Source organism: Kastovskya adunca, assembly GCF_059505785.1.
Genome location: NZ_JCACLG010000018.1, coordinates 39,459 through 64,964, shown reverse-complemented (window position 1 = coordinate 64,964; position 25,506 = coordinate 39,459). Strand labels below are relative to the sequence as shown.

The window sequence follows — 25,506 nt, the reverse complement described above, 5'->3', positions numbered from 1 at the left end:
GAGTTATTTGGTGTTAGCTACTAGGAGCAAAAAACGCTCAAACGCCCTATGTAAAAACAATAAAAATTTTTTGATTGATTTTCAGTTACTAAAAGCCCCTAACTAAAAACTATTTTATTCCTTACGAACCGAGCTTGAAAGCTTCGAGAAACATACTGTAAGTTAACCCAATCTTTAGAGAATTCACCATGTCAGCTAGTAGCGATCGCTGAGGAGAACCTTTAGCAGATTCCCCACGCCGCCTGCTGTAGGTGAATCGACTCACGGTTTCCGTAAAGATAATCAACACTCCAGCGGTAAGCACGTCCCAGTTGGATGTCTGTCCGGCGGTTGTAGGAATTGCGGTTCCGAGAAAAACCCCAAACAGCAGACACACCAAAACGAGTGAAACCCGCCGCCAGGGATTGCGAAAGGTGCGTCCTAAGCGATCTGCGATCGTATCAAAAAGATTATTTAGGCGAGTATTTTGCATAATCCCTGCTCTTTACTTCTAATGTTAGACAAACTACTGGTAAATCAACCCTATTAACCCTCGCAATGCGAGTTCTAAAACGTAAATATAGTTATTAAGTAGGACATGTAAATAATTAGAGGTTTGTAGTGATGGCTCTAGCCCTCAAAATAGCGCTCCAGCCCTGACTACGAAGCAATTTAATGAATTTTACAGGACAACACAAAGTTTGATTTATTCTCGCCCACTTATTTAGAGGCAGTGGTGCAGACTCTGGACGTTAAAAATTATGAAAAAATTTACTAAATCTACAGCTTATCCTGTAGCAATTTTCGCATTATTGGTGGGATTAGTAGTGTTGTTCCTGGCAAGTTTTCAGGTGAGAGTTTGGGTGGAACCGGGTAACTCGAAGACAGTATCTGTTCCCAAGGCCCAAACAACAGGTTCACCGCTGTTGGAAAAAGCAGACGAACTGTCGGCTACTCTCCCTTCTCCTTCCCCCACAAGCAGCCCGCAACCGCAACCCTCCAACAAGGAAGCACGTCAAGGCGCGTTCCGGGCAGGAAATCCCACAGAACATCCCGTGCGGATAGCTTTGCTAGCGCGAGGCTCAGAATCCAACTACAACGAGCCTGCCCACTGGGATTTTGCTCCCGGAGAAGGTAGCCTCCAAGGGTTAATTCTCTCACTTCCCCAAGAGGACTTGCAGCTCAAGCCGGGGGATGTTCTCGTTGCCTTTGCCCAAGATGGCTCCCGCCGTTACTGGGGCCCTTATGTTGTGGGCGAAACACCAGAGCCAGTTTGGGAACAACAAACAGGGCAATGGCGGCTTATTTTGCAGCAGTAGATTGGGGAAGTGAGATTAGACCTTCGCCATAACTTTTCATCTGGGAAGGCACATTGTGTCCTGCCCCAATACAACTTAGTGTGTACGCTTTTTGGTTGCTCGATGCCTTAATCTTGGGAAAAAGTATCTAACCAACTCACCAAGTCTTCCACTCCAGAAAAATCTAACAGCGCCTCTGCTAAGGCTTCCACTTGAGCCAAGGATAAGGCTTCAATTTGGGCTTGCAGTTCTGGCGCTACCGCCCCCACTCGACGATTGAGCTGACGGAGAACCAGTGCAACGCCCTCTTGTTTCCTCCCCTCTTGCTTCCCCTCTTGCTTCCCCTCCTCCAGTGCTTCTTGGTAAACCCGCGTCTGCTTTAATTCACTCAAGCCAAACATTGCTGCAATCTCCTGCCGACTCAATTGCGGAAACTTATAAACCACAATGGTTTCAATTAGCTCTATTATGGCTTCTTGAGACAGATGGGTTGGCTTTGTTTGCTGTACTCGTGCAAGCAACTGCTGGGCTTGTACCACTGTCTGCTCTTGTGGTTCGACGATTAACCGTACTAGTCCAACCTCCACCGATAATTCCTGAATGTCTCCTAGTTCATCGAGATAGATGCGTTGTACCTGAGGGCTATTGAGTAGGGCGCGATAGGGTTGGGTATCAGTAGGCTCTTGACTTCGCGTTGGGTAAATGGCAACGGCTTGCCAATCGACTATCTGAGGATTTTGTTGCAAAAACAGAAATGCCTCAGCAAATAATCGACGATAGAGTTGCTCATCTTTTTGAAATTGAACTTCGACAAAATAAATGATGGGATTGGGAGCATCTTGAGGTGGTAGGAAGACGCCATCAATCCGGAAGGCGGTTTGCTTGAGTTCCACGGAGCGAAAGACATAGCCTTGGGCTTGATTTTGAGATTGCCCAATTAGCTCAAAGAAGATGGTAGGCGCACTTTGAAAAAGTCGATAGAACAGGGAGTCGGTTTTCACAAAAAATCCCTATCGAGGGCTAGACGACTTTGATTCTAAGGCGTGAGGGATGATCGCGATCGCGCTTTCAACAAAAAGAAGATTGAAGAGTGCGCTCGCGCTCTTCAAAAAGAAGCAGCCCCTCCGCTAGAAATGAAGCAGAAAGGCAGGATTTTTGCGCTTTAAGGAATATAAACTTTTACCCTAAACAAATTTCAGGCGTTCGTCACGCTATAGGAGAGGGGGTTGACGAGGCAGTAGATATCTGTTTTTCTATGCCTTCAATGCGCTCACTCATCAGGCTCAATACCTGCTGTAGGCTCTCACTCTGAGCGGCGATCGCCCCATTTTCCAGACTGCGCCCAACCGCAGAAACTCCATTATTGCCATTCAAGTTAAGGAGATTCGGGTTTTCACGAATGATTTGCAACAGTCCCGGATCTAGTTCCAGCAGTTCCGGAATCTGGATAGTTCCGATGGGAAAGTTGGGGAATCTGATCTGGCTCAATGTTACTTGCGCGCCACCCATTGCGGTTGGGAGAGTATACGCCAATTGATCAAAGTCTAGGCGATTCGTACCTCTGGGCGGATTTGCTGGAATACGGAAGCCATTTGGTAAGAAGGTTCCTCGCTGCTGAGGCGTCAACAGCAGGTTATAGGAAGTGGAACCAAAGGGGGCACTTAAGGATGTAGTTAGATATCCCCGCAACTCAAAATTAGCATTTTCTACAATGCCGCGATCGCGCACATCAGGTTGCAGAATAAATAGTCCTGTATCTCCCGCACCAACTGTCACTTGATAGGTTCGATTTGTGGCGATCGCACTTATTGGATTCAAGAATTCATTAACGCCATTAATATCCCAAAAAGCTATCACGGGAAGACTGTTAAGATCAGGCGTTTGTGCTCTGAAATTCAGTCGCAAACTGACGGCACTATTCGTATTCAAGTTGCTGATGGACAAGAAATATCCCTGGATAATCGTGCGACCTGCCCCTAAAATATCTGCCTCTGGTTGTACCAAAGCTTTTACCAACAGTTCATAGCTAGAAACAGTAGTGGAAATAGCCATTGAATTTTTTCTCCTGTCACTTAGTTCGTTCTCCTTATAGTTTGCAAAATTTTATGGATGGAGACAGTACCCACGAGGGTGACTTTTCAAAGTTTCATTAGTGCCAATATTTGACTATATCTTTAAGTACTGGAACTTATTAAATGACTCCTAACAAAAGAATATTCAAATTTCAGCCCATGTTTCATAGTTGGGTCGCTATTCACCCCCAACCTAAAGGAATTATTCAGTTTATTGGTGGCGCTTTTTTTGGGAGTGTTCCGACCGTCTACTATCGCTATTTTCTCAATACTTTATTTGATGCAGGCTACACGATTATTGCCCTGCCTTTTCGCTTTACGATGCATCATTGGTCTGTGGCGCTTGATTTACTTGAAGAACATTATCGGGTTCGTCAAGAGATCATCAACCACATCACTGGATATGGCAATTCACAAGTCTACGACTATGAGATTTACCTCAAATCCTCTAACTATGTTTGGGTAGGACATAGTCTAGGATGCAAATATGTAATTTTGCTAGAAATCCTTAACGATGGCTTAGATAGAGTGAAAGCTTGCATGGAAGCGATCGCCGTTGATCCGGTTCAATATCAAGTCATTCAATCTGGCATCGAACGTCTATCGTTGCAATTGAGGCAAATCGAACAGGATATTCAGCAGTGGACAGGAAGATCAATAGATTTTGGTACACCTGGGATCGCCAATGAAGCTTCATTGTTGATTGCTCCCGTGATTACAGACCTTAACGACGCTATTCCCATTCGCTCTTTGGCAAAGTCTTTTGCAAGTCTGGGTGTGCAAGTCTTTCCCACTATTGAACAAACTCATAAGTTAGTCTCTCGTAGCCAATCTTTTAACCTGATGGAGGTTATCCGTTTTCAAGATGACGATATTGCTAGGGAAACTTGCGATCGCCTCCTCAAAGAGCAATCTATCCCAGCTCAAAATATCAGCGGTAAGCATCTAGAACCTGTGGGAATGCAGATGGGCAATTATGTTGCCGACTTCAATCTACTCGACAAATTTTTTCAGCCAATTGATCGTCGTCAACTCGAAGCGACAACGCTGCAAACGTTAGATAGTTATCAGCGCTTACTCGTTCAGTGCTGATTGACTCTGACGGGATTGCCCTCACCCCACATCCTGATCCCAAGGAATTGGAGGATGAGCCGCTTTGCTCTGGAACTTGCTAACCTTAGCCAAGTCAAGGAAATCGGCTCACTCAATAGGAGTAACTGTTACGTTTACGGCTAGATTAAACTAATTGTTGCGCTTTATTGAGTTTGCTGATCCGGAATGGGTAAAGCGGGAGTTGCATGGACTTTAGGGTGAAGTACGCGGTAATGGATTGGTGGAAATCCTATGAGAAACAACCAGCGATCGCCTGGGGGTTTTCGGTTCTGTGGTTGCTACTAATCAGCGCTTTGGCTTTTTTGTGGAATTTGGGCAGCATCGGTTTGGTGGATGAGACGGAACCCTTGTTTGCTGAAGCTTCTCGTCAGATGTTAGAAACGGGTGACTGGATTACCCCTTACTTCAATGGGGAGACGCGGTTTGATAAACCCGCCTTGATCTACTGGACTCAGGCGATCGCCTACAAACTGATTGGGGTTAATGAATGGGCTGTCAGACTCCCTTCGGCACTCGCGGCGATCGCGCTGATGGTTTTGGGGTTCTACACGCTGCGATATTTTGGCTTTACTCGTCCGGCTGCTGTTCAGTCAGATGATTCCAGCCGTCAACCTCTAAAAATCAGAGCGCGTCAGCGTCAATTGTGGCTCTCTGCTTGGCTGGGTTCTGCGATCATCGCCTTCACCCCAGAAACGATTGTTTGGGCGCATACGGGTGTCTCCGATATGCTGCTAAGTGCTTGTATCGGCATGGCGCTGTTGTGCTTTTTTATCGGTTATGCCCAGAACGAGCCAGGGAGAGAAGACCTTCGCCCCATTTCCCATACCCCCATCCCCTCATCAGTTTGGTATCTGGCGTTTTACGTCCTATCTGCCCTCGCGGTTTTAACTAAAGGGCCAGTGGGAATTGTCCTACCTGTGCTGGTTGTGGGTGCGTTCCTGCTTTACCTGGGAAAGTTCTGGGAGGTTTTAAAGGAAACGCGACCAATACGGGGCGGCTTAATTTTTGTCGCGATCGCGTTGCCCTGGTACGTCCTAGTCACGTTGGCAAACCCGAAAACTTACATTGAGTCATTTTTTGGGTATCACAACGTTGAGCGCTTTACCAACGTTGTCAACGGTCACTCCGCTCCCTGGTATTTCTACTTTCTCGTCGTGCTAGTTGGCTTTGCTCCTTGGTCGATTTATTTGCCGTTAGCGATCGCCCGCATCCGGTTTTGGCAACGCGAACGATGGCGTGCGGCTCCCCGCTCAACTCACCTAGGTCTATTTGCCCTATTTTGGTTTGGGGGCATTTTTGGCTTCTTCTCCATTGCCGTCACCAAACTCCCTAGCTATGTTCTTCCCCTAATGCCAGCCGCCGCAATTTTAGTCGCCCTGCTGTGGAGTGAGGAAATTTCTCGCGTAGGAGAAGCTAAGGGAGCGGGGGAGCGGGGGAGCGGGGGAGCGGGGAAGAACCTCTTACCCTTCATACTTCATCCTTCATCCTTCATACTTTCTCCCCGACTCAGGACTCAGGACTCAGCACTCCTAATCAGTGGCATTGTTAATGTGCTGTTTTTGTTCGCGGTGGCGGCGGCAAGTTTCTATATGCCTCGCTTAATTGGCCCCGATCCGGCTGCACCTAACTTAGTTGAGCAGGTGCAACAAATCGGGTTGCCCTGGCGTGGTGGCGTTATTTGGTCATTAACAGCGATCGCCGCTACAATTTGTTTGCTAAGGCGCTCGTGGTGGCGTTGGCTTTGGAGTGTCAACTTTGTCGGGTTTATTGCGTTTTTCATCTTTATGTTGACTCCGGCTTATTTCCTGATCGATACTCAACGTCAGCTCCCACTACGGCAACTGTCATTTAGCGCCGTTCAGGAGGCAAAACCACGGGAAGAGCTAATTATGGTGGGCTTCAAAAAGCCCAGTGTCGTCTTTTACAGCCAGCGGTCGGTAATTTACCTCTCACCAGAAGGCGTATCAGAGTACATCACCAGCACCAGTCAGCAAGAGAAAGAACCAACATCCTTCTTAATGTTGGGGCGTCCAAAAGATATAAGCCGCATCGGACTTCAGCCCAATCAATACCGAACTCTAGAGGTGGCTGGTGGTTATGAGTTGATCCGTGTCTTACCCCAGGAAGTTGTCGCCATCTATCCTAATGGGAAGCAAGGATTCCTAGATCCCGGCGAGGTTGAAGATGATCGGTCGAGGAAAAAAGCTAGCCCTGAAACTCCGAATTACTCAACCTCAACATGACGTATTTCCTTCCAGTTCGGCTAGCTACAATCAACGGTTACTTTGAGGTGAATTAGCATGCTTGAGCTGATCTCTGTCCAGATGATGCCATTGTTTTATATGTCGCTGGTCGTTGTTACTGTAGCAGCGGTCAAAATGGGATTTGAGCTAGGTGAGCTATCCCCATGGGTGGCGCTGGCTATGTTCCTAGTCGGAAAATCCCTTCCCGTTGTTTTTCCCCAACAGCCAGAGTTACTCGGTCTCATGCTGAGTGGTTGGGCTTTCTCCCTCACCATTGGCATCCTAATTGGTTATGTGCCTAAATGGTTGATGACGCAGGTAATGCCTCTTCTCGGTATTTAAATTCTCAATTCCCCAAATGATGAAATCCCGTAAGGAGCGAGGATCGCCCGTGTTCTGTTCCGGGATGTTTTCGATAATTCGTTGTTCGCTCTGGGGACGGATATAGATGCGATAGGTGTGTTCGCGATCGCTGAGGGGATCAAACTGTACCAGGATGGCTACCTCATCGGTGGAGCCAACTGCTTCCATCTCCTGAATATCTTGACCCGAACCTCTCTAGCAGGACGGGAAGTGGCTAAATAGCCGCACAGCCTTGCCCCCAGAACAGCCGTCCCCCTAGCGACTGCCTCATCTGGGTTAACCGAGTCATTGATTGTCCAGTTGAAATCGATCTGCTGAGGACGGGGAACTTTATGCCAATGGCAGAAGCAATTCGCTCAGACTACCGCATTCTGGTCAGTCGGGCTAATCTCCGTCCCGAAGCTGAACTCTACCCGTTTAATGTGCGCGAATCAATTCCCCAATTCTTGCTTCCTTTGCAGCCACCAGACCAAGAACCTGTTGTGACTCTATCTGAGGTCTTGAGACAAGTTTACCAGGAGGCAGCTATAGCCCTTGTTATTAATTATTCAGTGTAGCCTGTTCCACAATCACAATAAGCTAGGATAATTATAATAAGCACTCTTTTATGGCAGAGCTATTATGCTCTAGATCATCCGAACTTTAGCCTTGTAACTTTGATATTAGGTGTTCTGTTTCTGATAATTATCACCAATACTGATATCTGTTCCTGTAGCAATATTAATATTATACTTACTTTTTGGATGTTGCATACTTTGCACAATAAAAGAAATTACACTAGGGAGTGACCGTAAAGCATTTAAGATGATAGGCAAACCTGCAATTGCCCCTAGCCCTCCCCCTATAAAAGGTATGAGAGATGCAGTTTGCACAACAACGTAAAATAAGGGCAAACTAGTAATAACATTGAACAGATGATTTTCAAGCGTAAGAGATTCGGAAATAACATTTTTTTCTAAAAAGTTAACTTCTTGATTGGGTTTGAATATAACTTCAAAGTCACTTGTTTTATTCCCGACTGTTAGAAAATCAATGCTTACAATTTGTCCTACTCCTAGTGTTTCAATTGTATAACGATACTCATTTATTCTATTCACGTCCTGATCTGGAATTACAGGCCCTACCTCATGTTTAGGAATAGTAGATATTTTGGGAAAAGTCGGATCGATAGATGTTGTACCTTCTGCAAATACACATCTAAAAATCTGGTTTTTAACAATTATTTTTCCTGTATTTGCAATTTTTAAATTGAAGAAATAAAGAGTGTCAACTTCTGTGTTTTCATAATAAATCTTAAGTTTGTTTTTAAGCTCTTCTCTTGCTAATGTTAATGGAATTTCTATCTTTCTAGAGTACGTAATTTGTACTCTTCGACGCCTATCTCCTAAAATTTGTGATGCATAGGCAACAAGAATGCCGAACAAGAACGACAAAATTGCTCCAACAATGTTTCCTATAACTTCAGCACTGAACAAAACTTCCATATTTTCCGAAATCTGGCTTCAAATATCAAGAATAAGGCTCGTCGCCAATCCGCATTTTCCTAGCAAGGGGAGATGCTTAAATTAGCTCATTTCAAGAGTCAAGCCTAGTTTACCTATGAAAACACATTATCTTGTTGTGCGCTACACCATACTCACGTTAATAGCTGTAACAACTCAATCCGCAAGGCGTTCCTACCCACAAGTTAGTCTCGCCAGATTCACCCGTGCTAATCGTGATCGCATTCACTCGATTTGCCCCTAAGCCACTGTTGTGGACGTTGAATTCATTAACTATCTTTCAGCCATTATCCTGACTCACCAGGCGAAATAACCCCAAATCTGTCCCAACCCACAAACTGCTGGCGTTGCCATCCCATGCCAAGGCTGTAATCGTTCGATTCTCAAGATTGGTTACAGACTCCAATTGTCGAACTTGCCCACATACAACCCAAATATTAGTCAATGAAAAAGCGATCGCTCTTTCTTCAGGAAAACCCAACAGAGCGATCGCTTTTCAATTTCCCGCCTCAATCCACTCCCGTCCGGCTTTTAATGCAGCTTCGGCACTAAAGTAAATCTTTTGCTCTCCAAATACAGCGCCACCAGCAGAGACGACTCGGAACTGCCAAACCTGAGTCTGACCCGTGTAAAACACGACCAAGATAAAGTTATGGATGCCGACAACTGCATGAACGGTAGTTACGCTCATTACCATCACGTCAATTCAACATCTGCTTGATCACCTCTAACAACTCTGCCATTGACTGAGAATGTCCTCGCAGAATTTGGGTAGCGACAGCGTTCAACAACGGCTCTAACTCCGGTGAAGAAGGAGTTGCCTTAGCAAGCACCAACGGTTGGGCATCCAAGCGGCGATCGAGGACAAGAATAGGCGGTCGCTTAGGGAGCTGAATCAGTGAAATTAGCTCCTCCAACAAATCGGGATGGGTGGGAGTGTCTTTTAAATCAATCAGTAGCAAGTCAACATTTTGCTCTTGCAGTTGATGGGACACTTCCGCCCAAGAGCGCGACAAGGAACTTCGATAACCAGCAGTTTGCAGGTAGTGAGTCAGGGCTTGCAGCCACTCACTAGCCGGATGGAAACTGTCAAGCGTGGTGCAGCTTGGTTGGCGATCGCTCAATTCTAGATTTTCTGGGAGCAGGTCGCATTCCAGAGTCGGGACGGAAACGGGCAGTGTTCCCGCTTCCAAGACTAAGATACTGGGTTGCCAACTGATACCTGCTGCTACTTGGATAACCTGCAACAAGGCAGAAGTCTTTTGTTGATCATTGGGGGCTAAACAGGGAAACACCGCAAGACCTGTGACGTGATTGGCGGCTTCTGTCGTTTGATAGTCCAGGGTCACCAGGGGAAGAGAGGCTAAACCGCTATACTGGCTCAACTGTTCTAGATAACTCACGGGATCGAAGTGACCCACGTTCTCCAATACCACCACATCTGGATGCCACACCCGCGCTAACAATTCGGCTTGCTCTAAATCGTCAGCTTCGAGAACTCGACAATGAGAACTCAAAGGAGAAGGCTGATGATCGAGGGCTTCGTATAAGTCGGGGCGGTTATCGTACTGTAATGTCGGAGCTACAGCCTCCCCAACCTCCGTCACACCAACAGCAACTGGCTCAGTTGAGGTACGGGATAGGTAAGGAGTTTTGCTGTCGCCGTTAGTGAGATACAAAATCGTCAAACTATTATGCAAGCTAGGCTGGTGCTTGGTGATGCGGTTCAAGCTTTGCAGTAAGGCATCTTCCCGAACAGGCAAGCTCAAGAAGCCATCGGCTTTGTTTTGGTGCGCCCGCTGTTTTTCTGCCTGGGTTGCCGTGACAAGGATGGGAATATGGCGAGTTTGAGGGTCAGATTTGAAGAGGGTGAGGACATCCCAGCCAGAAAGCAGGGGCAGTAGGGGATTGAGCAAGATGGCGCAAGGTTGTAATTGGCGTCCTTTTTCGATTGCTTCTGTCCCGGAGCGGGCAACGACTACCCAGTAGCCCAAGTTTTTGAGCTGTTGGGTCAATTGCTCGATGTACTGCGGCACCGCCTCGACAATTAAGACTAAGCGGTTACTACTGCTACTACTAAGGCGATGGTTGGCTCTTTTGCGATCGCCATTAGCTTCAGGCGTCACCGCTAATGGGGGGGGACAAGGTGGCAAAAGCAGAGTGAATTCGCTGCCCTTGTCGATTTGGGACACAAAGGAGACATCGCCACCGTGCAAGTGTGCCAAGCGTTGAGCCAGCACCAGCCCTAAGCCTGTGCCCTCAAAGCGACGGTTTAAGGGATTTTCGAGCTGTTGGAATTTTTGAAAGATGAGGTGCTGTTTTTCGGGGGGGATGCCCAGACCTGTGTCCCACACGGTAAAGGCAATCCACCCTTGCCAACGGCTGACTTTTAATCCAGTTTTGCCTCCCAGATCGGTGAACTTGATGGCATTGGAGAGCAAATGCACGAGTATTTGGCGCAAGCGCAATTCATCTGCCACGATTGACTCCAAACCCGGTTCTACTTCCAGGGTGAAGGGGGTGTCAATTGGTGAGTGTTGAGAGTGGGAGTCTTTTTCCGTCAATCGTTGCAGTGCCTGGGTATAGGCGCGATCGCATACTTGCCGAATCTGCACAGGCTCCAGCGTCAGCTTCAGTTGTCCCGTCTCCATGCGAGTCAAATCCAAAATGTCATTGACGACGCCCATCAACTGACGCCCGCTCTCATGAATCAGACGTGCATAGCGGGCTTGACGGTCGTTGAGTTTGCCCAGCATTTGCTCTTTGAGCAACTGGGACAAACCGAGTACTGCGGTTAAGGGAGTCTTGAGTTCGTGGCTGATGCAGGCTAAAAATTCGTCTTTAAAGCGATTGAGTTGGACTAAATCGGCATTTTTTGCCGCCAATTCTTTGGCAAGCTGCTGCTGCTCTGTAATGTCTGTTGCCATCACCAGGTAAAGGTCAGGCGTTAGGGAAGGAGAGTTAGGACTCAGAGGCAGGCTAAATTGGCTTGCTTGTTTGGCAACCCAATCCGATAGTGGTACTTTGACGAATTGCCAGGTACGCTTGCCGATGGGGTTTTGGGTGTCAGATATGACCGCTGAGGCTTCCCAGTAGGTCGGACTACTTGTGGGGGTGAGTCTTGATACGGATGTCATCACCCTGAGTCTGGACGCGGTTGCCGTAGGCGCATCGTCCCTCATGCCATAAGGCGGCTCTAAAGGCTCTGCTGCTTCATAGCCCTCGTTAGCCGATGATTCCAACGGGGTAAGATTAACCTCCGCCGCCTGACGATCGAGCCATTCTAGTTCTGGTATCAGTCCAATTTCTTGTCGCCAAAGGCGATTGCGAGTTAGCAACTGCCCTGTACTGGTGTGCAGCATGAGGGGTAGAGGCAGTTGTTCCAGCAGTTGCATTAGGGGATTGAGAAGCGGGATTGGGGATGATTCACCCTCCTCAATTGCTGGGGTGGCTATGGGGGAGCGATCGCGCTGGGTTTTTGCTAGATACTGCAATAAGCGCTTGCTATCTAAAAGCCCCACAATACTGCCGTCGGGATTGATGATTCCCCAAGGCTGGTTTGTTGCTAGCTCGGGACGGTTCTGAACCTCTGACCAAAACTGACTCAACGGGAGCTGGGCTGATAAAATTGCTAAAGTCTCGATGTGAGGCGACTGGAGTTCAGACAAGGGAGCCTGAACATCGATAGCCTCTGCCTGACCAGGGTGAGGGGGTAGCAGATCAATCAGGAGGCTGTGGAGGTTTAATACTCCCAATGGATGTCGCGGCTTGCTTACCACAACCAAAGTGTCGCACCCAGAGGAGCGCAGAATTTCCAGCGCGTCAGCTAGCCTAGTTGTTGGCTCGGCATAAGCAACGGGTTTAGTAAATTCTTTTAGACTGAGAGTGGATGTGGGCATGATCGATTGGGTTATACGTGATAGGAAGCGCTAATGCAGTTGCACATCCTTATTAAAAGTTTGATAAATAGTTAACCAATTTGGAAGACGGTCTTTCAGCTCACTTTTACAAACTACTGCTTAATTATTGCTCTCGATCGGGGGGGGATAGGACAAAGCAATTACAATTACTTACATTTCTGAGATGATTTGAAATCATGTTAAGTATTACAACACTGATTTTCATCTGAAGCGATCGCTTCTACATGATCTGATGTTGCCAGCCACTTATTTGTTTCTTGGTCGGTTCTTACTTTGCCTTCTCAACTTACCATCTGTAGTTTTGTGTACTCTGGGTCACTGGCTCAATCTCTGAGGCAGTGCTTGCATGGCGATCGTTATCAGTTACACTTCACTGAATCGGAAAAGGATTTTTTTAAGACTGTTGAGCAATATAAGCAACAGCTTGATTGTTTAGTTGTGCAGGAGGATCGCTCGCTCCTACCGACGCTCAACTACCTACAGGAGCAAGGTATCCTCTTACCTGTCGTAATTTTCACTCCAACCACGGGCAGCGATTTTGGTAAATCCTCTTTGTTGACGCTCTCCACCGCCCAACCTCATACTTCTCCCAAGCCCGCAACCCATCTATTTCACTCAGCAGAGGTGCGCCTTGATCAGACGCAAGGGAGTGACATTAAGTCTTTTATTGATCAGGCGATCGCGCAATTTCTCAATCTCGCACCCACCTGTATCCTTCCTAAGTTCGACGATACTGATGATTTGCAGCGATCGCTCTCAACCCAAAATTTCATCCAACAGCAGCAGCGTCGGCTGTCAGACAAACTGCAAGAGCGACTAGGATACCTAGGTGTGTACTACAAGAGAAATCCCCAACAATTCTTACGTCATCTGCCTGATAGCGAAAAGCAACAGCTTTTAGAGCATCTAGAAGCTGAGTATCGACAAATCCTGCTTGAGTACTTCTTGCCAGATAATGCTCTAAACCAAAAAATTGATAATTTCGTCGATAGGATATTTTTTGCCGACGTTCCAGTTTCTCATATTGTAGAAATTCACATGGAATTGATCGAGGAATTTTCTAAGCAGCTTCAACTAGAAAACAGAAGCGAAGACATATTGCTGGACTATCGCTTAACATTAATTGATATAATTGCTCACCTGTGTGAAATGTACCGCCGCTCAATTCCTAGAGAACAGCCAATGAGTGACGAACTAAACTTCAAAAACAGCTAATTAAAAACAATAAATCCAAACCTTAAATTTAGTATGAGTCCGCTAAAGAAAACTTACGTTCTCAAACTCTATGTGGCTGGGAACACTCCCAACTCTGTACGGGCTTTAAAAACACTCAAAGATATCCTTGAACAGGAGTTTCAAGGAGTTTATGCCTTGAAAGTTATTGATGTCCTAAAAAACCCTCAACTCGCTGAAGAAGATAAAATATTGGCAACTCCAACTTTATCAAAAGTTTTGCCGCCGCCAGTTCATAAAATTATTGGTGACCTTTCCGATCGGGAAAAAGTCTTGATCGGTTTAGATTTACTTTATGAAGAGTTGCGTGAAAATGAAACAGGTTCTTAAATCCTTACTAATTTTCAATTATAACTTTTGAGCTATTATGATAACTGGATTTGCATCAATTCAGTAGTTATATCGAGACTTCTTAATAACGTATTTTAGCGCCTAATAATGACTCAAATTAATCCCACTGATCAGAACAAAGAAAAAGCGGTTTTCAAAGGCATCAAAAAAATCCGTACCATGATTGAAGGCTTCGATGATATTAGTCATGGTGGCTTACCGCTCGGCAGAACAACCTTAGTAAGTGGAACATCAGGTACCGGAAAAACCTTAATAGCCGTTCAATTCCTCTACAACGGTATTAACTATTTTGACGAACCAGGCATATTTATTACCTTTGAAGAGTCTCCCCAAGACATTATTACAAATGCCCATAGTTTTGGTTGGGACTTACAGGAATTAATTGACGAAGGTAAGCTATTTATCCTCGATGCATCTCCCGATCCAGAAGGGCAAGAAGTTGTAGGAAACTTTGACCTTTCTGCCTTAATTGAACGCATTCAATACGCTATTCGGAAATATAAAGCCAAACGGGTTTCCATAGATTCTGTCACCGCTGTCTTTCAACAATACGAGGCCGCGTCAGTCGTCCGCCGGGAAATCTTTCGCTTAGTTGCACGCCTCAAGCAAATTGGGGTGACAACCGTGATGACAACCGAAAGAATTGAGGAATACGGTCAAGTTGCCCGTTTTGGGGTAGAAGAATTTGTCTCCGACAACGTTGCTGTTGTCCGCAATGTTTTGGAGGGGGAACGCCGACGCCGCACCATCGAGATTTTGAAACTGCGCGGCACCACCCATATGAAGGGAGAATATCCTTTTACCATTACTCAAGAAGGTATTAATATCTTCCCCTTAGGCGCGATGCAACTGACCCAGCGTTCTTCTAATATCCGCGTATCTTCAGGCGTAAAAACATTAGATGAAATGTGCGGTGGTGGCTACTTTAAAGACTCTATTATTCTTGCCACAGGTGCCACAGGTACAGGTAAAACTCTCCTCGTCAGTAAGTTTTTGCAAGAAGCCTGTGCTCGAGGAGAACGCGCCATTCTCTTCGCCTATGAAGAATCTCGTGCCCAGCTTTCTCGTAATGCTTACTCTTGGGGAATTGATTTTGAAGAAATGGAACAAAAAGGCTTGTTGAAGCTGCTTTGTTCTTATCCGGAATCATCGGGATTAGAAGATCATTTGCAAATTATTAAATCCGCAATTTCCGAGTTCAAACCCTCTCGCATTGCTATTGACTCGCTTTCTGCGTTAGCGCGAGGGGTGAGTCATAACGCTTTTCGGCAATTTGTGATTGGGGTAACGGGTTATGCCAAGCAAGAGGAAATTACAGGATTTTTTACAAACACCACAGACCAGTTTTTAGGCTCTCATTCCATTACTGATTCTCATATTTCTACCATTACCGACACAATTTTGATGTTGCAATATGTAGAAATTCGCGGGGAAATGTCTAGGGCAATCAATGTCTTCAAGATGCGCGGTTCTTGGCATGACAAAGGCATTCGCGAGTACACCATCAGCGAGGCTGGGCCAGAAATTAAAGATTCTTTCCGCAACTACGAACGGATTATTAGCGGTTCTCCCACTCGCATTGCCGTGAGCGAAAAGAATGAACTTTCTCGCATTGTTCAGGGAGTCCGAGAGAAAGGGAATGAGTAGAGGCGAATATTACCTCCGTCGGAGCCTGAGGCTCTACAAAGGCGCTGTTTGCCCTGTAAAGCCACCTCAACCTGCAACGCAGGCAGAATATCGGCGCTACGGAAGATTTTTCCCGCTCTAGTTTTGAGCTAAACCTACAGGAATAGGCTAACCTACGACTAGCGACGGAAGGATGTCCAAAACCCTAATTTGATATTTCTAACGAGCACGGAGGGATTTGAACCCCCGACACCCAGAACCGGAATCTGGTGCTCTATCCCCTGAGCTACGTGCCCTTGTTGGTCTTTGCCATCATAGCATTTTTGGAAACAACGCGGTCAGAGGTAACTCAGTGGATCGACAGGTTCCCCATTTTGGCGCACCTCAAAGTGAAGATGGGGGCCAGTCGATAGTCCTGTAGAGCCGACAGCGGCGATCGCTTCCCCCTTCTCCACAGTTTGTCCCTCACTCACATGAAGCTTACTGGCATGACCATAAAGCGTCGCTATGGCGTCACCGTGGTCGATTACCACCGCATAACCGTAGCCCCCATACCAACCGGAAAAAATTACCGTTCCTCTGTCTGCGGCGCGAATCGTGCTGCCATAGCTGGCACCAAAGTCAAGACCTGCATGAAAGCGTCCGTAGCCCAAAACGGGATGATTCCGCCAGCCAAAGCTACTGGTAATTGTGCCGTCGCTGGGATAGCTTAACTGACCTGTCCCGCGAATAATTATCCCTCCAGGCAACCTGGCTTTGTTTGCCGCTGTAACTTTTTGTTGAATCAAGATGCCAATGTTTTGTGAATCCTTGACGAGTTGAGCGTGTGCGGCATCAAGAGCAAGTCGGTCTGAGTTGAGACGTTCAATGAGCTGCTGCTGGACAACAAACTGTTTTTCGTATTCGGCTTTTTGTGCCAGGAGTTGTTGGTTAAGGAGGGCAATTTGATTTTTTTGTTGTTCAATTGCCAGCTTTTGGATTTGAATGTCATTCGCCGCCGCTTTTAAGTTGAGCAAAATTTCCTGATCGGCTTGATACACTCGCTTTAAGCGTTCTCGTCGATTGAGGAATTCATTGAAGTTTTGGCTTTTGAGCAAAATGTCCCAACCCTGGGTTGATAGTTGTTGGCGTTGCAGAAAACGCAGGCGGGCAATGGTTGCAGTTTGTTTTTGGGAAAATACTTGTTCGGCGATCGCTAAATCTTCCTGGATTTCCTGTATCTGTTTATTGGCTAGCTCAATTTGAAAGTTGTAGTCTTGGATTTGCGTCTCTGTGGCTTGGACTTGATTTCCTAGGTTGTTTAGATAGCCTTGGGCGGCTTTTTCGATATCTGTGAGGCGATCGCTTTCTTTGGAGAATATGGCTCGCTCTTGGTCAAGATGCTTTTGTACCTCTCGTAAGGTATCAACAGAGGGAGATTCTGCTGTTTGAGCTAACGTCGGTGTTGTTGCCGTCAGCAAGCAGCACAGCAGGAATAGCCCCAGCCAAGGCAAGAATTTAAAGCGTTGCCGTCGAGTTCGCCGAAATTTCATTAAAAACCGATCCAAAATGTGGAGGCTAAAAAGATGAAACCACAAATGGACACTCCTATATAGGCGTAAACTTTGTTAGGTTACACAAAGATTTTCCCTGGGTGGGCGAGTTTAACCTCACTCAGCACAGCAGCGATCGCTACGCCATGACCATGCCGCCATCGACGTTGAAGACTTGCCCAGTAATGTAAGCCGCCGCAGGGTCAGCCGCCAAAAAACGCACCATCCCGGCGACTTCTTCCGGTTGACCGAAGCGACTCAGAGGAATAAATTTCAGAATTTCTTCTGATTTCACATCTTTGGTCATGTCAGTGGCAATAAAGCCGGGTGCAACCGCATTAACGGTAACGTTGCGGCTGGCTAATTCTTTGGCAACCGTCTTGGTAAATCCAATCACACCAGCTTTGGCGGCACTGTAGTTTGCCTGACCAGGGTTGCCCATTTGTCCAGCAACAGAAGTAATGTTGATAATCCGTCCACTGCGCTGCTTCAGCATCACTTTACTAACAGCACGGGTACACAAAAAAACGCCTGTTAGGTTCAGATCAATGACCGCCTGCCAATCTTCCAGTTTCATCCGCAGCAGCAGCGTGTCGCGGGTAATCCCGGCATTGTTCACCAGCACATCGACACGGCTGTACTTTTCCATCACTGTATTGAGCAAGGCAGTGACCTGCTCGGCTTGGGAAACATCGGCTTGCAGGGCGATCGCTTCTCCTCCCATGTCCCCAATCGCGGCTACCACTTCATCCGCTGCTGTACTGGAACTGGCATAGTTCACCACAACCTTTGCTCCCTCAGCTGCCAATGCCATGGCGATCGCCCGACCAATACCTCGCGAAGCCCCCGTGACAATCGCGACGCGGTCGTTTAATCGTGCTTGACCTGCTTCTAGTGCGTTCATCAACAATTCCTCTTTGCTCTTTGTCAGTTGTCTATTGTCCGCTGAGATTAGCCCTGAGTCACTAGTTAGTGATGGTTGGCTAGGCAAACATTACTCCTAAAATCAGGGTTCATCGCTAAGCGCTCTTGCCAATCTCCACACCCCAAGCCTTAATCTCCAGTCCCAACCTTAAACTGTAAGAAGAAATCACCCATCGTTTGATATGGCAACCAAAAAGCAATTCAATAGTTTCCCCGATTTACTGACTGGCTCTACTGTGCCTGTATTAGTCGATTTTTACGCAACTTGGTGTGGCCCTTGCCAGATGATGAGTCCGATTTTGGAGCAGGTAAATGCTCAAATGAAAGACCGTTTACAAGTGGTGAAAATTGACACAGATAAGTATCCTGACCTCGCCAGTCAGTATGAAATTCATGCCCTACCAACTCTAGTGCTTTTTAAAGATCAACGACCTGTAGAGCGGTTTGAGGGCGTCATCCCAGCAGAACAACTTATTCAGCGTCTACAGAGCCTACTTTAAAAGTCACTTAGGAAGAGGGTGCTTCATTTTTAGAAGCCCCGGATTCCTGAGAATTGTCTGCTGATGGTGTGGCTTGATTATTTTCTTGAGCAAGCTTCTCCCGCTTTTTGCGGTCAGCATTTAAGGCTTCTTGCAAAACTAGTTGTGCCTGAGAAAATTTTTCTAGGTTACTGCGATACAGTTCTAAGTCTTTTTGCATTTTTTCCTGGGGTAAATGCAATGCTTCCGCAACTTGTTTGATCGCCTGATTCCGTTCCTTTTCGTCTTTGACGCTCTCTGAGTCTGCTGTTTCTAGTAGGGTATAGAAACCAACGGCAAAGAGACGGCTGTACTTAAAGTGCGGATTGTTGGCGATCTCCTGTATAGACTCATACAAGTTCCCCGTATCATCTCTAGGGGTAGGATTACTCAGCCAAGAGATTAATTCCTGTTCTGTCAAGCTATTTGCTAAAGACTGAACTTTCTCGGCGTCTTGTTTATAGCGTTCGGGATCATCTCCTACCGCTTTACATAAGGCATTAAAAATCGAGTCCTTGTCCCGCTCCGGTCGATATCCTTGCATAAAGCGGTTAAAGGATGTGGTAACCCCCAAGGCATAGATGGGGTCGTAGTGAAAATCAGCATTAACTGTAAGCAAGTGCATTTCCACCATTAATTCTTCTACCACTCGCTGGTAGATCGAGTTAATGGGACGGGTATGGTATTTATAAAAATCCCGCTTGGTATCCGAGACAGTGCGAACGTTATTCACGGGTGGAGACATAAAATGGGCAACTATTTCCCATTGTCTCGCTAATCACGTCCTTTGCCAAGAAATGCGATCGCTCCGGCGCACAGCTTGAGTTAGGTTTTGCCTAGGGAAGTGAGACAATGAGCGGGGAAAATTGCCCCGAACCTGCTCGCCATCAGCACTAAGACTCCTGCTGATTCCATCATCTATAGACCACACAGCGCCACGCTCTATCTACAATTGAGAGTAACGAGGATGGGGTTCTATAGTTTCCCCCAAACCCTACATGTTGATAGTAGCGATCGCTACCCTGGTAACTTGATCTTTAGTATCTTTCCTGTTTAACCTTGCTGAATACTAATTCGACCAATAGCGATCGCCACTGACTACTATGAGCGTTTCTCCTGAACTCCTGACCTTAGCAAAGTATATGGCAGGGGAATTCGACAACCAGCAGCAAGCCGCAGCGGAGCCTGCTTGGTATGTTCACCTGCACTTTTGGCAGCGACCTGTTCCCCTCTTTACCGCCGACAGCCTGACCTTCTTTGCCGAACAAGCTAATATTGTCAACTTAGATAAACCTTACCGTTCGCGAATTCTGCGCCTCCGGCACAGCAAAGCCGCACCTGAGTCTCTTGAGGTGCAGTATTACAGATTTAAAGAGCTTGCTGCCTTTCAAGGGGCAGGACGCCACCCAGAACGGTTAAAATCTTTAACTCCAGATGATTTGGAATTTCTCCCTGGCTGCATTCTCAACATTGAGCAACGCCAAACTGCACCCGATTCCTCTGTTTTTGCAGCCGTACCGCCACCTGATACTTGTTGTCGCTTTTGCTATCAAGGCAAAACTATCCAGGTTTCTCTAGGTTTTGAGGCAACGGCTGAAGAATTTCGCAGCTACGACAAAGGCGTCAACCCTGACACAGGCAAAGCGATTTGGGGAGCCTTACTCGGCCCCTACCGCTTTACCAAACGTCACGATTTTTCGACAGAAATCCCTGTGTAGTCGTCAACTTTTCCCAATCTGAACAACAGATATTGATCCCGCGAGCGCTGACCAATGGTTAAGTTGCCATACTCCGAGGAACCCCCTCTAAAGCTTCTTCCTCGGTATCAAAAATTTCAAATACCGAATCCATCATCGTCACCTCAAACACCAGTTTGGCTTCCGGGTGCACATTGCAAATGCGGAAACTGCCTTTAACTTTGTCTGCATCCCGCATCCCCGCTACCAGGGAAGTCAAGCCAGAGCTATCAATAAAGTTAACCTGACTCAAGTTAACAACGACGTGGCGACTGAGCTTAGAGATACACTCCTGCAACTTCAGCCGGAATTGCCAAGCCGTCGTGATGTCTAGGCGTCCAGTGGGTGCCAAAACAATGACGGTCGTACCATCTTGTGTCGTGTGGATCTTTTGATCGATATGGATCACCAGTACCTCCTTGCAGCAGCGACTTCCTTAACTTAAAGACAGGAGTGATGTTGTCTTTGCATAAATGGTGCATCAACTGAAATATTAAACAGCTTATTTTACAAAGCCTCTTAATTATTTGAATTGCCGCACCCGGCTACACACCGAACGTATTCTAACTCAGATATCTGAGGTTTCAGGTGTCCAGTTCGCCCAGTCTTGAGGCTTTAAGAAAGTTTCATATAACTGGGCTTCAGGCGTATTCGGTTGCGGCTGATATCCGTATTCCCACCGAACTAACGGCGGAAGAGACATCAAAATTGACTCTGTACGTCCGTTGGTCTGCAAGCCAAAGATTGTCCCCCGGTCATAAACCAGGTTAAATTCTACATAGCGTCCCCGACGATAGAGTTGGAAATTGCGTTCGCGATCGCCATAGTCCATCGAAGCACGCTTTTTGGCGATCGGGATATAAGCTGGTAAAAAGGTTCTACCGCAGCCTTGCACGAACGCAAATAATTCTTCCCAGCTTCGCGGTTCTACCGCGCCTAGGTTTTTGCTATAGTTAGCAGCGGTTCCCTGCGGGTCTGGACCTTTGTATATTTCTCCTTGACCATGTTGGTAGTCAAAAAATAACCCACCAACGCCCCGTGTCTCATCGCGGTGCTTCAAGTAAAAATATTCATCACACCAGCGTTTAAATACTGGGTAATATTCCGGATGGTGCTGATCGCAGGTTTCCTTGAAAGTACGGTGAAAATGGGCAGCATCTTCAGCAAAGGGGTAATAGGGAGTTAAATCTGCCCCTCCCCCAAACCACCAAACTGGGCCTGCCTCAAAGTAGCGATAGTTGAGATGAACGGTAGGAATATAAGGACTCCGAGGATGCAGCACCATCGAGGTTCCTGTAGCAAAAAAGCCATGTCCGGCTGCCTCTGGACGTTGCTGGAGAATTGAGGGCGGTAACTGCGTCCCCCAAACTTCAGAAAAATTAACACCACCCTGCTCAAAGATCGCCCCTTCACGTATGACTCGGGAACGACCGCCACCGCCTTCAGCGCGTTCCCAACTCTCTTCTGCGAAGCGACCGACGCCATCTAAGTTTTCCAGCTCTTGACAGATTTCGTCTTGCAGTTGTTGCATAAACTGCTTGACTCTCTCCCTGGAATTCTCAGCGGGTAAAGAATTACTCTTTGTTGTTACGTCCGGCTTAAAAGCTGTCATAATCTCAATTCAATGTGGTTGAACTCAAAAGCTGATTGCAGCGACTGAGAATTTTGATCGCGTTTGGCAGCTCAATGGCTTTTATAAAAAGAGGCAAAGCAAACTAGCTGCCTTAGGGGGGTAAAGGGCATCCTTAACCAGGGATGAGTACAAAGGCTTAGTGCCAGTGTCACCGTCCTCTTTTAGGTTAGCTTGAATTGGTTCATCTCAAAGCTGAGTGGCTGGAATCGGGCGTTAAGACGTTGAGGAGGCAGTGGCAATTATATCCTGTTAGAAGGATTCTACCCGCAACCTCATCAACATCTCACAAATTTTTCATGACTTGCCTGAGTCGCGCTCGTGGGAGTAAGTGTTGTGATTCTCAACTTTTCCTTCAAATTAGACGCTCGCCCTGAAGGGCTTTCGTGTCAGTTTTATCTGGATCGGCGGTATCGTGCCTTGAGTAGTGCCTCTGTGGATGTCCTTTGGCAAAAATTGATGAATTTAGCGGATGTTTCCTGGCATCCTTTACTCTCCAGCACCAATGCACCACGGGGATTAATTGCTAAACCCGGTCTAATTTACCAGGTAGTAACGCGTTTAATCCCAATTCCTGTACGAATTTTTGTAGAGCGGGTACGACCTGGGGAGTTGCTCAGTGTTCGCGTGCTGACTATCCCGGGTGTTGAGAAACGGGTGACTTACCAGGTCGAGTCAACAGTCTGCGGAACCTATGTTTCCTACTCAGTGACCCTGCGCGGTTGGTTGTCTCCTCTGTTGTGGTGGCTGATCAAACCTTATACAGCCCGGGTGGCGTCTGAGTTGGCTCAGGCTGCCGAGCAAGCCGTCGCTCTGTAAAGCTGAGGTGACAATGCCTCATTCAATCCAGCTATAAGACCAGCAACCCGTTAAGATCGATGAAGAAATTTATAGGGGAAGTTGCCTGAGTGTTGCAGCGCTGAGGCAAGGAATGTAGTTGTATTATGCTCGATGCCAGTTCCGTCCTAGAAGTATTGCGACCCGTCCAAGACCCCGAACTCCGCAAGAGTCTGGTGGAATTGAACATGATCCGGAATGTCAAAATCGACAATGGTACTGTTAGCTTCACCTTGGTCTTGACGACTCCGGCTTGTCCCTTGCGGGAATTTATCGTTGAGGATTGCCAGAAGGCCGTCAAGCAGTTACCAGGCGTTGAGGAGGTGGTAGTTGATGTAACGGCTGAAACACCTCAGCAAAAATCCCTACCCGATCGCACAGGGATTGCCGGGGTGAGAAATATTGTGGCGATTTCTAGTGGTAAGGGCGGTGTCGGTAAAAGTACTGTGGCTGTAAATGTGGCTGTGGCATTGGCGCAGTTGGGTGCCAGAGTGGGTTTGATTGATGCCGATATTTATGGGCCAAATGCTCCGGCAATGCTGGGTTTATCATCGGCAAAGGTGATGGTGCAGGACGGGGCAAAAGGGCAGGTTCTGGAACCCGCCTTTAACCACGGGATCAAGTTGGTATCGATGGGCTTTTTGATTGACCCAGACCAACCCGTTGTTTGGCGAGGACCGATGCTAAATGGGATTATCCGCCAGTTTCTCTACCAGGTGAATTGGGGGGAACTTGATTATCTGATCGTGGATATGCCACCGGGAACGGGCGATGCCCAACTCACCCTGGCGCAAGCAGTACCCATGGCTGGGGCTGTGATTGTAACAACTCCCCAAAGCGTGGCATTACTAGACTCCCGTCGAGGATTGAAAATGTTCCAGCAGATGGGCGTGTCTGTGTTGGGAATTGTGGAAAACATGAGCTACTTCATCCCACCGGACATGCCAGACCGCGAATATGACCTGTTTGGCTCTGGCGGCGGTGAAAAGACATCTAAGGAGCTGGATATTCCCTTACTTGGTTGTATTCCTTTAGAAATTTCCCTGCGGCAAGGAGGCGACCAAGGAATACCGATTGTGGTGGGTCAACCCGACTCCGCGTCTGCCAAAGCCTTGGTAGCGATCGCCCAAGCCATTGCGGCTAAAGTTTCTGTAGCTGCCCTTGCTTAAAATAGAGCCAAGGAAAAAAATTCAGAACCTGTAGAGACGTTGTCGGCAACGTCTCTACAACTTGTCAAAACTATTGCGATAGACGACTAGTCTCTACTCCCCGACAAAATGTTGCAAAAGTCCTTCACTGGTATTCGCTGGAAATCACTGTTCAATCCTTGGCAAGAGGTCGATTGGCTGCTATTTGCCTTCGTCATTGGTTTGTCCGTTTTTGGGGGGGTGATGATCCGCAGTACCGAACTCAACAATGCCCTAACTGACTGGTGGTGGCACTGGCTGATGAGCGGCATCGGCTTGGTACTAGCGTTGTGGATTGCCCGGTCGCGCTATGAAAGCTTACTGCAGTGGCACTGGATTATTTATGGCATCACCAACCTCTCCCTAATTGGAGTGATGATCATTGGTACCACCGCTAAGGGGGCTCAACGTTGGATTACCGTTGGTAGCTTTAACATTCAACCGTCAGAGTTTGCCAAGTTAGGGGTAATTATTACGCTAGCGGCTTTGCTCCACACTCGCCCCGCCTCAACGATTCCCTCGTTTCTCAGGGCATTGGCAGTGACAGCAGTGCCTTGGGCGTTGGTCTTCTTGCAGCCTGACTTAGGTACCTCTCTGGTATTTGGTGCGATTGTTATCGGAATGCTCTATTGGGGCAATGCCAATCCTGGTTGGTTGGTATTGATGGTTTCTCCGTTGGTAGCGGCGATTTTGTTTAGCCTGTTTCTTCCGGGGTGGTTTGCCTGGACAGCCTTGATGGCTTTCATTGCCTGGCGTACTCTGCCTTGGCCCTGGTTAGGGAGCTTTGGAGCCGCTACGGTTAACTTGATTTCGGGAAGTTTGGGACTAGTCTTTTGGGGAATTTTGAAAGACTATCAAAAAGACCGACTGATTCTCTTTCTCAACCCGGATAAAGACCCCCTTGGTGGAGGGTATCACCTAATTCAATCTCGCATCACGATTGGCGGCGGCGGACTTTTGGGGCGGGGTCTCAATAATGGACCGATGACCCAACTGAATTTTGTGCCAGAGCAGCATACAGACTTCATTTTTAGTGCGGTTGGGGAAGAATTTGGCTTTGTTGGCTGTATAGTTCTGCTTGCGGTTTTTTGGTTAATTTGTCTGCGACTGGTAATGATTGCCCAAAATGCCAAAGACAATTTTGGCTCGTTGCTTGCCATTGGCGTATTGTCGATGATTGTGTTTCAGGTGATTGTCAATATTAGTATGACGATTGGTTTAGCACCAGTGACGGGTATTCCTCTTCCCTGGATGAGTTACGGTCGCTCGGCAATGCTCAAGAGCTTTCTGGCGATTGGACTGGTGGAATCTGTCGCCAATTTCCGACATCGGTTAAAGTTCTAAGAGTTGAGACGCCACGAGCCAAAGCTTGTGGAACGAGCCGATGAAAATTTGTCTTCTGCTCAAGTTGCAAGCTCGTCAATCTAGCAACCGCTTGTAAA

Annotated in this window: 26 protein-coding genes and 1 tRNA gene; 13 read left to right on the top strand and 14 right to left on the bottom strand. The window is 47.2% G+C overall.

Going from position 1 to position 25,506, the window contains the following annotated elements; all coding sequences use genetic code 11:
* Nucleotides 1-121: 121 nt before the first annotated feature.
* Nucleotides 122-472, bottom strand: coding sequence for a DUF565 domain-containing protein (locus AC5JR3_RS06000; protein WP_495843999.1), 351 nt, complete (start codon nt 470-472; stop codon nt 122-124).
* Between the two features lie 268 nt (nt 473-740).
* Here AC5JR3_RS06000 and AC5JR3_RS05995 point away from each other — a divergent pair, with 268 nt between their 5' ends.
* Nucleotides 741-1,298: a hypothetical protein gene (locus AC5JR3_RS05995; protein ID WP_495843997.1), complete on the top strand. Its 558-nt coding sequence runs from the start codon at nt 741-743 to the stop codon at nt 1,296-1,298.
* Between the two features lie 107 nt (nt 1,299-1,405).
* On the opposite strand, the gene AC5JR3_RS05990 is transcribed toward AC5JR3_RS05995, so the two are convergent.
* Together AC5JR3_RS05990 and AC5JR3_RS05985 are read right to left on the bottom strand one after the other, a co-directional pair.
* Nucleotides 1,406-2,278, bottom strand: coding sequence for an Rpn family recombination-promoting nuclease/putative transposase (locus tag AC5JR3_RS05990; RefSeq protein ID WP_495843995.1), 873 nt, complete (start codon nt 2,276-2,278; stop codon nt 1,406-1,408).
* Between the two features lie 205 nt (nt 2,279-2,483).
* Nucleotides 2,484-3,329: a hypothetical protein gene (locus AC5JR3_RS05985; protein WP_495843994.1), complete on the bottom strand. Its 846-nt coding sequence runs from the start codon at nt 3,327-3,329 to the stop codon at nt 2,484-2,486.
* Between the two features lie 179 nt (nt 3,330-3,508).
* Between AC5JR3_RS05985 and AC5JR3_RS05980 the strand changes: the two genes are divergently transcribed.
* From AC5JR3_RS05980 to AC5JR3_RS05970, 3 genes are all read left to right on the top strand, one after another.
* Nucleotides 3,509-4,441, top strand: coding sequence for a DUF1350 family protein (locus AC5JR3_RS05980; RefSeq protein ID WP_495843992.1), 933 nt, complete (start codon nt 3,509-3,511; stop codon nt 4,439-4,441).
* Between the two features lie 233 nt (nt 4,442-4,674).
* Nucleotides 4,675-6,705, top strand: a complete 2,031-nt coding sequence (locus AC5JR3_RS05975) for an ArnT family glycosyltransferase (RefSeq protein ID WP_495843990.1) — start codon at nt 4,675-4,677, stop codon at nt 6,703-6,705.
* 57 nt (nt 6,706-6,762) lie between these two features.
* Nucleotides 6,763-7,047 (top strand): hypothetical protein, encoded by a 285-nt coding sequence (locus tag AC5JR3_RS05970; protein WP_495843988.1) that lies wholly within the window; start codon nt 6,763-6,765, stop codon nt 7,045-7,047.
* Here AC5JR3_RS05970 and AC5JR3_RS05965 read toward each other — a convergent pair.
* Entirely contained in the window at nt 6,988-7,236 is a 249-nt protein-coding gene (locus tag AC5JR3_RS05965; protein ID WP_495843987.1) for a hypothetical protein, read from the bottom strand. The genes AC5JR3_RS05970 and AC5JR3_RS05965 overlap by 60 nt on opposite strands.
* 164 nt (nt 7,237-7,400) lie before the next feature.
* Between AC5JR3_RS05965 and AC5JR3_RS05960 the strand changes: the two genes are divergently transcribed.
* On the top strand, nt 7,401-7,625 hold the full coding sequence (locus AC5JR3_RS05960) for a DUF4058 family protein (RefSeq protein ID WP_495843985.1): 225 nt from the start codon (nt 7,401-7,403) through the stop codon (nt 7,623-7,625).
* A 105-nt stretch (nt 7,626-7,730) separates the two neighbouring features.
* Here the strand turns inward: AC5JR3_RS05960 and AC5JR3_RS05955 are convergent, their stop codons facing one another.
* The 4 genes from AC5JR3_RS05955 to AC5JR3_RS05940 form a co-directional block, all read right to left on the bottom strand.
* Nucleotides 7,731-8,552, bottom strand: coding sequence for a hypothetical protein (locus tag AC5JR3_RS05955; RefSeq protein WP_495843983.1), 822 nt, complete (start codon nt 8,550-8,552; stop codon nt 7,731-7,733).
* Nucleotides 8,553-8,850: 298 nt separating this feature from the next.
* Nucleotides 8,851-9,051 carry a hypothetical protein gene (locus tag AC5JR3_RS05950; protein WP_495843981.1) on the bottom strand — a complete coding sequence of 67 codons (201 nt, stop codon included), beginning with the start codon at nt 9,049-9,051 and terminating at the stop codon, nt 8,851-8,853.
* Between the two features lie 15 nt (nt 9,052-9,066).
* Nucleotides 9,067-9,267, bottom strand: a complete 201-nt coding sequence (locus tag AC5JR3_RS05945; protein ID WP_495843979.1) for a hypothetical protein — start codon at nt 9,265-9,267, stop codon at nt 9,067-9,069.
* A 4-nt stretch (nt 9,268-9,271) separates the two neighbouring features.
* The gene (locus tag AC5JR3_RS05940) at nt 9,272-12,469 is read right to left on the bottom strand and encodes an ATP-binding protein (RefSeq protein ID WP_495843977.1); all 3,198 of its coding nucleotides are present in this window, start codon (nt 12,467-12,469) and stop codon (nt 9,272-9,274) included.
* A 294-nt stretch (nt 12,470-12,763) separates the two neighbouring features.
* On the opposite strand from AC5JR3_RS05940, the gene AC5JR3_RS05935 reads away from it, so the two are divergent.
* From AC5JR3_RS05935 to kaiC, 3 genes are all read left to right on the top strand, one after another.
* Nucleotides 12,764-13,705 carry a circadian clock protein KaiA gene (locus tag AC5JR3_RS05935; RefSeq protein ID WP_495843975.1) on the top strand — a complete coding sequence of 314 codons (942 nt, stop codon included), beginning with the start codon at nt 12,764-12,766 and terminating at the stop codon, nt 13,703-13,705.
* Nucleotides 13,706-13,738: 33 nt separating this feature from the next.
* Nucleotides 13,739-14,053: a circadian clock protein KaiB gene (gene kaiB, locus AC5JR3_RS05930; protein WP_495843973.1), complete on the top strand. Its 315-nt coding sequence runs from the start codon at nt 13,739-13,741 to the stop codon at nt 14,051-14,053.
* Nucleotides 14,054-14,161: 108 nt separating this feature from the next.
* Complete coding sequence (gene kaiC / locus AC5JR3_RS05925; RefSeq protein ID WP_495843971.1) at nt 14,162-15,721, top strand: circadian clock protein KaiC; 1,560 nt, start codon at nt 14,162-14,164, stop codon at nt 15,719-15,721.
* Nucleotides 15,722-15,923: 202 nt separating this feature from the next.
* Here kaiC and AC5JR3_RS05920 read toward each other — a convergent pair.
* From AC5JR3_RS05920 to fabG, 3 genes are all read right to left on the bottom strand, one after another.
* Nucleotides 15,924-15,996 (bottom strand) — tRNA-Arg (locus AC5JR3_RS05920).
* A gap of 42 nt (nt 15,997-16,038) precedes the next feature.
* Nucleotides 16,039-17,232: a murein hydrolase activator EnvC family protein gene (locus AC5JR3_RS05915; RefSeq protein ID WP_495843969.1), complete on the bottom strand. Its 1,194-nt coding sequence runs from the start codon at nt 17,230-17,232 to the stop codon at nt 16,039-16,041.
* Nucleotides 17,233-17,371: 139 nt separating this feature from the next.
* Nucleotides 17,372-18,136: a 3-oxoacyl-[acyl-carrier-protein] reductase gene (gene fabG, locus AC5JR3_RS05910; RefSeq protein WP_495843968.1), complete on the bottom strand. Its 765-nt coding sequence runs from the start codon at nt 18,134-18,136 to the stop codon at nt 17,372-17,374.
* Between the two features lie 202 nt (nt 18,137-18,338).
* Here fabG and trxA point away from each other — a divergent pair, with 202 nt between their 5' ends.
* Nucleotides 18,339-18,656 carry a thioredoxin gene (trxA, locus tag AC5JR3_RS05905; RefSeq protein ID WP_495843965.1) on the top strand — a complete coding sequence of 106 codons (318 nt, stop codon included), beginning with the start codon at nt 18,339-18,341 and terminating at the stop codon, nt 18,654-18,656.
* Between the two features lie 7 nt (nt 18,657-18,663).
* Here the strand turns inward: trxA and psb29 are convergent, their stop codons facing one another.
* Nucleotides 18,664-19,407, bottom strand: coding sequence for a photosystem II biogenesis protein Psp29 (gene psb29 / locus AC5JR3_RS05900; RefSeq protein ID WP_495844014.1), 744 nt, complete (start codon nt 19,405-19,407; stop codon nt 18,664-18,666).
* Nucleotides 19,408-19,777: 370 nt separating this feature from the next.
* On the opposite strand from psb29, the gene AC5JR3_RS05895 reads away from it, so the two are divergent.
* Nucleotides 19,778-20,392, top strand: coding sequence for a chromophore lyase CpcT/CpeT (locus AC5JR3_RS05895; RefSeq protein ID WP_495843963.1), 615 nt, complete (start codon nt 19,778-19,780; stop codon nt 20,390-20,392).
* 58 nt (nt 20,393-20,450) lie between these two features.
* Here the strand turns inward: AC5JR3_RS05895 and AC5JR3_RS05890 are convergent, their stop codons facing one another.
* On the bottom strand, nt 20,451-20,819 hold the full coding sequence (locus AC5JR3_RS05890) for an STAS domain-containing protein (protein WP_495843962.1): 369 nt from the start codon (nt 20,817-20,819) through the stop codon (nt 20,451-20,453).
* A 159-nt stretch (nt 20,820-20,978) separates the two neighbouring features.
* The gene (hemF, locus tag AC5JR3_RS05885; protein ID WP_495843960.1) at nt 20,979-22,022 is read right to left on the bottom strand and encodes an oxygen-dependent coproporphyrinogen oxidase; all 1,044 of its coding nucleotides are present in this window, start codon (nt 22,020-22,022) and stop codon (nt 20,979-20,981) included.
* Nucleotides 22,023-22,376: 354 nt separating this feature from the next.
* Here hemF and AC5JR3_RS05880 point away from each other — a divergent pair, with 354 nt between their 5' ends.
* The 3 genes from AC5JR3_RS05880 (at nt 22,377) to rodA (ending at nt 25,408) form a co-directional block, all read left to right on the top strand.
* Nucleotides 22,377-22,859 (top strand): SRPBCC family protein, encoded by a 483-nt coding sequence (locus tag AC5JR3_RS05880; RefSeq protein WP_495844012.1) that lies wholly within the window; start codon nt 22,377-22,379, stop codon nt 22,857-22,859.
* A 125-nt stretch (nt 22,860-22,984) separates the two neighbouring features.
* Complete coding sequence (locus AC5JR3_RS05875; protein ID WP_495843958.1) at nt 22,985-24,046, top strand: Mrp/NBP35 family ATP-binding protein; 1,062 nt, start codon at nt 22,985-22,987, stop codon at nt 24,044-24,046.
* A 108-nt stretch (nt 24,047-24,154) separates the two neighbouring features.
* Nucleotides 24,155-25,408, top strand: a complete 1,254-nt coding sequence (rodA, locus tag AC5JR3_RS05870) for a rod shape-determining protein RodA (RefSeq protein WP_495843955.1) — start codon at nt 24,155-24,157, stop codon at nt 25,406-25,408.
* Nucleotides 25,409-25,506 lie beyond the last annotated feature (98 nt).

Bases quoted from the DNA above. Each gene is read 5' to 3' on its own strand.
- AC5JR3_RS06000 (WP_495843999.1), bottom strand. From the start codon at position 472: ATGCAAAATACTCGCCTAAATAATCTTTTTGATACGATCGCAGATCGC.
- AC5JR3_RS05995 (WP_495843997.1), top strand. From the start codon at position 741: ATGAAAAAATTTACTAAATCTACAGCTTATCCTGTAGCAATTTTCGCA.
- AC5JR3_RS05985 (WP_495843994.1), bottom strand. From the start codon at position 3,329: ATGGCTATTTCCACTACTGTTTCTAGCTATGAACTGTTGGTAAAAGCT.
- AC5JR3_RS05980 (WP_495843992.1), top strand. From the start codon at position 3,509: ATGTTTCATAGTTGGGTCGCTATTCACCCCCAACCTAAAGGAATTATT.
- AC5JR3_RS05975 (WP_495843990.1), top strand. From the start codon at position 4,675: ATGGATTGGTGGAAATCCTATGAGAAACAACCAGCGATCGCCTGGGGG.
- AC5JR3_RS05970 (WP_495843988.1), top strand. From the start codon at position 6,763: ATGCTTGAGCTGATCTCTGTCCAGATGATGCCATTGTTTTATATGTCG.
- AC5JR3_RS05965 (WP_495843987.1), bottom strand. From the start codon at position 7,236: ATGGAAGCAGTTGGCTCCACCGATGAGGTAGCCATCCTGGTACAGTTT.
- AC5JR3_RS05960 (WP_495843985.1), top strand. From the start codon at position 7,401: ATGCCAATGGCAGAAGCAATTCGCTCAGACTACCGCATTCTGGTCAGT.
- AC5JR3_RS05955 (WP_495843983.1), bottom strand. From the start codon at position 8,552: ATGGAAGTTTTGTTCAGTGCTGAAGTTATAGGAAACATTGTTGGAGCA.
- AC5JR3_RS05945 (WP_495843979.1), bottom strand. From the start codon at position 9,267: ATGGTAATGAGCGTAACTACCGTTCATGCAGTTGTCGGCATCCATAAC.
- AC5JR3_RS05940 (WP_495843977.1), bottom strand. From the start codon at position 12,469: ATGCCCACATCCACTCTCAGTCTAAAAGAATTTACTAAACCCGTTGCT.
- kaiB (WP_495843973.1), top strand. From the start codon at position 13,739: ATGAGTCCGCTAAAGAAAACTTACGTTCTCAAACTCTATGTGGCTGGG.
- kaiC (WP_495843971.1), top strand. From the start codon at position 14,162: ATGACTCAAATTAATCCCACTGATCAGAACAAAGAAAAAGCGGTTTTC.
- AC5JR3_RS05915 (WP_495843969.1), bottom strand. From the start codon at position 17,232: ATGAAATTTCGGCGAACTCGACGGCAACGCTTTAAATTCTTGCCTTGG.
- fabG (WP_495843968.1), bottom strand. From the start codon at position 18,136: ATGAACGCACTAGAAGCAGGTCAAGCACGATTAAACGACCGCGTCGCG.
- trxA (WP_495843965.1), top strand. From the start codon at position 18,339: ATGGCAACCAAAAAGCAATTCAATAGTTTCCCCGATTTACTGACTGGC.
- AC5JR3_RS05895 (WP_495843963.1), top strand. From the start codon at position 19,778: ATGAGCGTTTCTCCTGAACTCCTGACCTTAGCAAAGTATATGGCAGGG.
- hemF (WP_495843960.1), bottom strand. From the start codon at position 22,022: ATGACAGCTTTTAAGCCGGACGTAACAACAAAGAGTAATTCTTTACCC.
- AC5JR3_RS05875 (WP_495843958.1), top strand. From the start codon at position 22,985: ATGCTCGATGCCAGTTCCGTCCTAGAAGTATTGCGACCCGTCCAAGAC.
- rodA (WP_495843955.1), top strand. From the start codon at position 24,155: ATGTTGCAAAAGTCCTTCACTGGTATTCGCTGGAAATCACTGTTCAAT.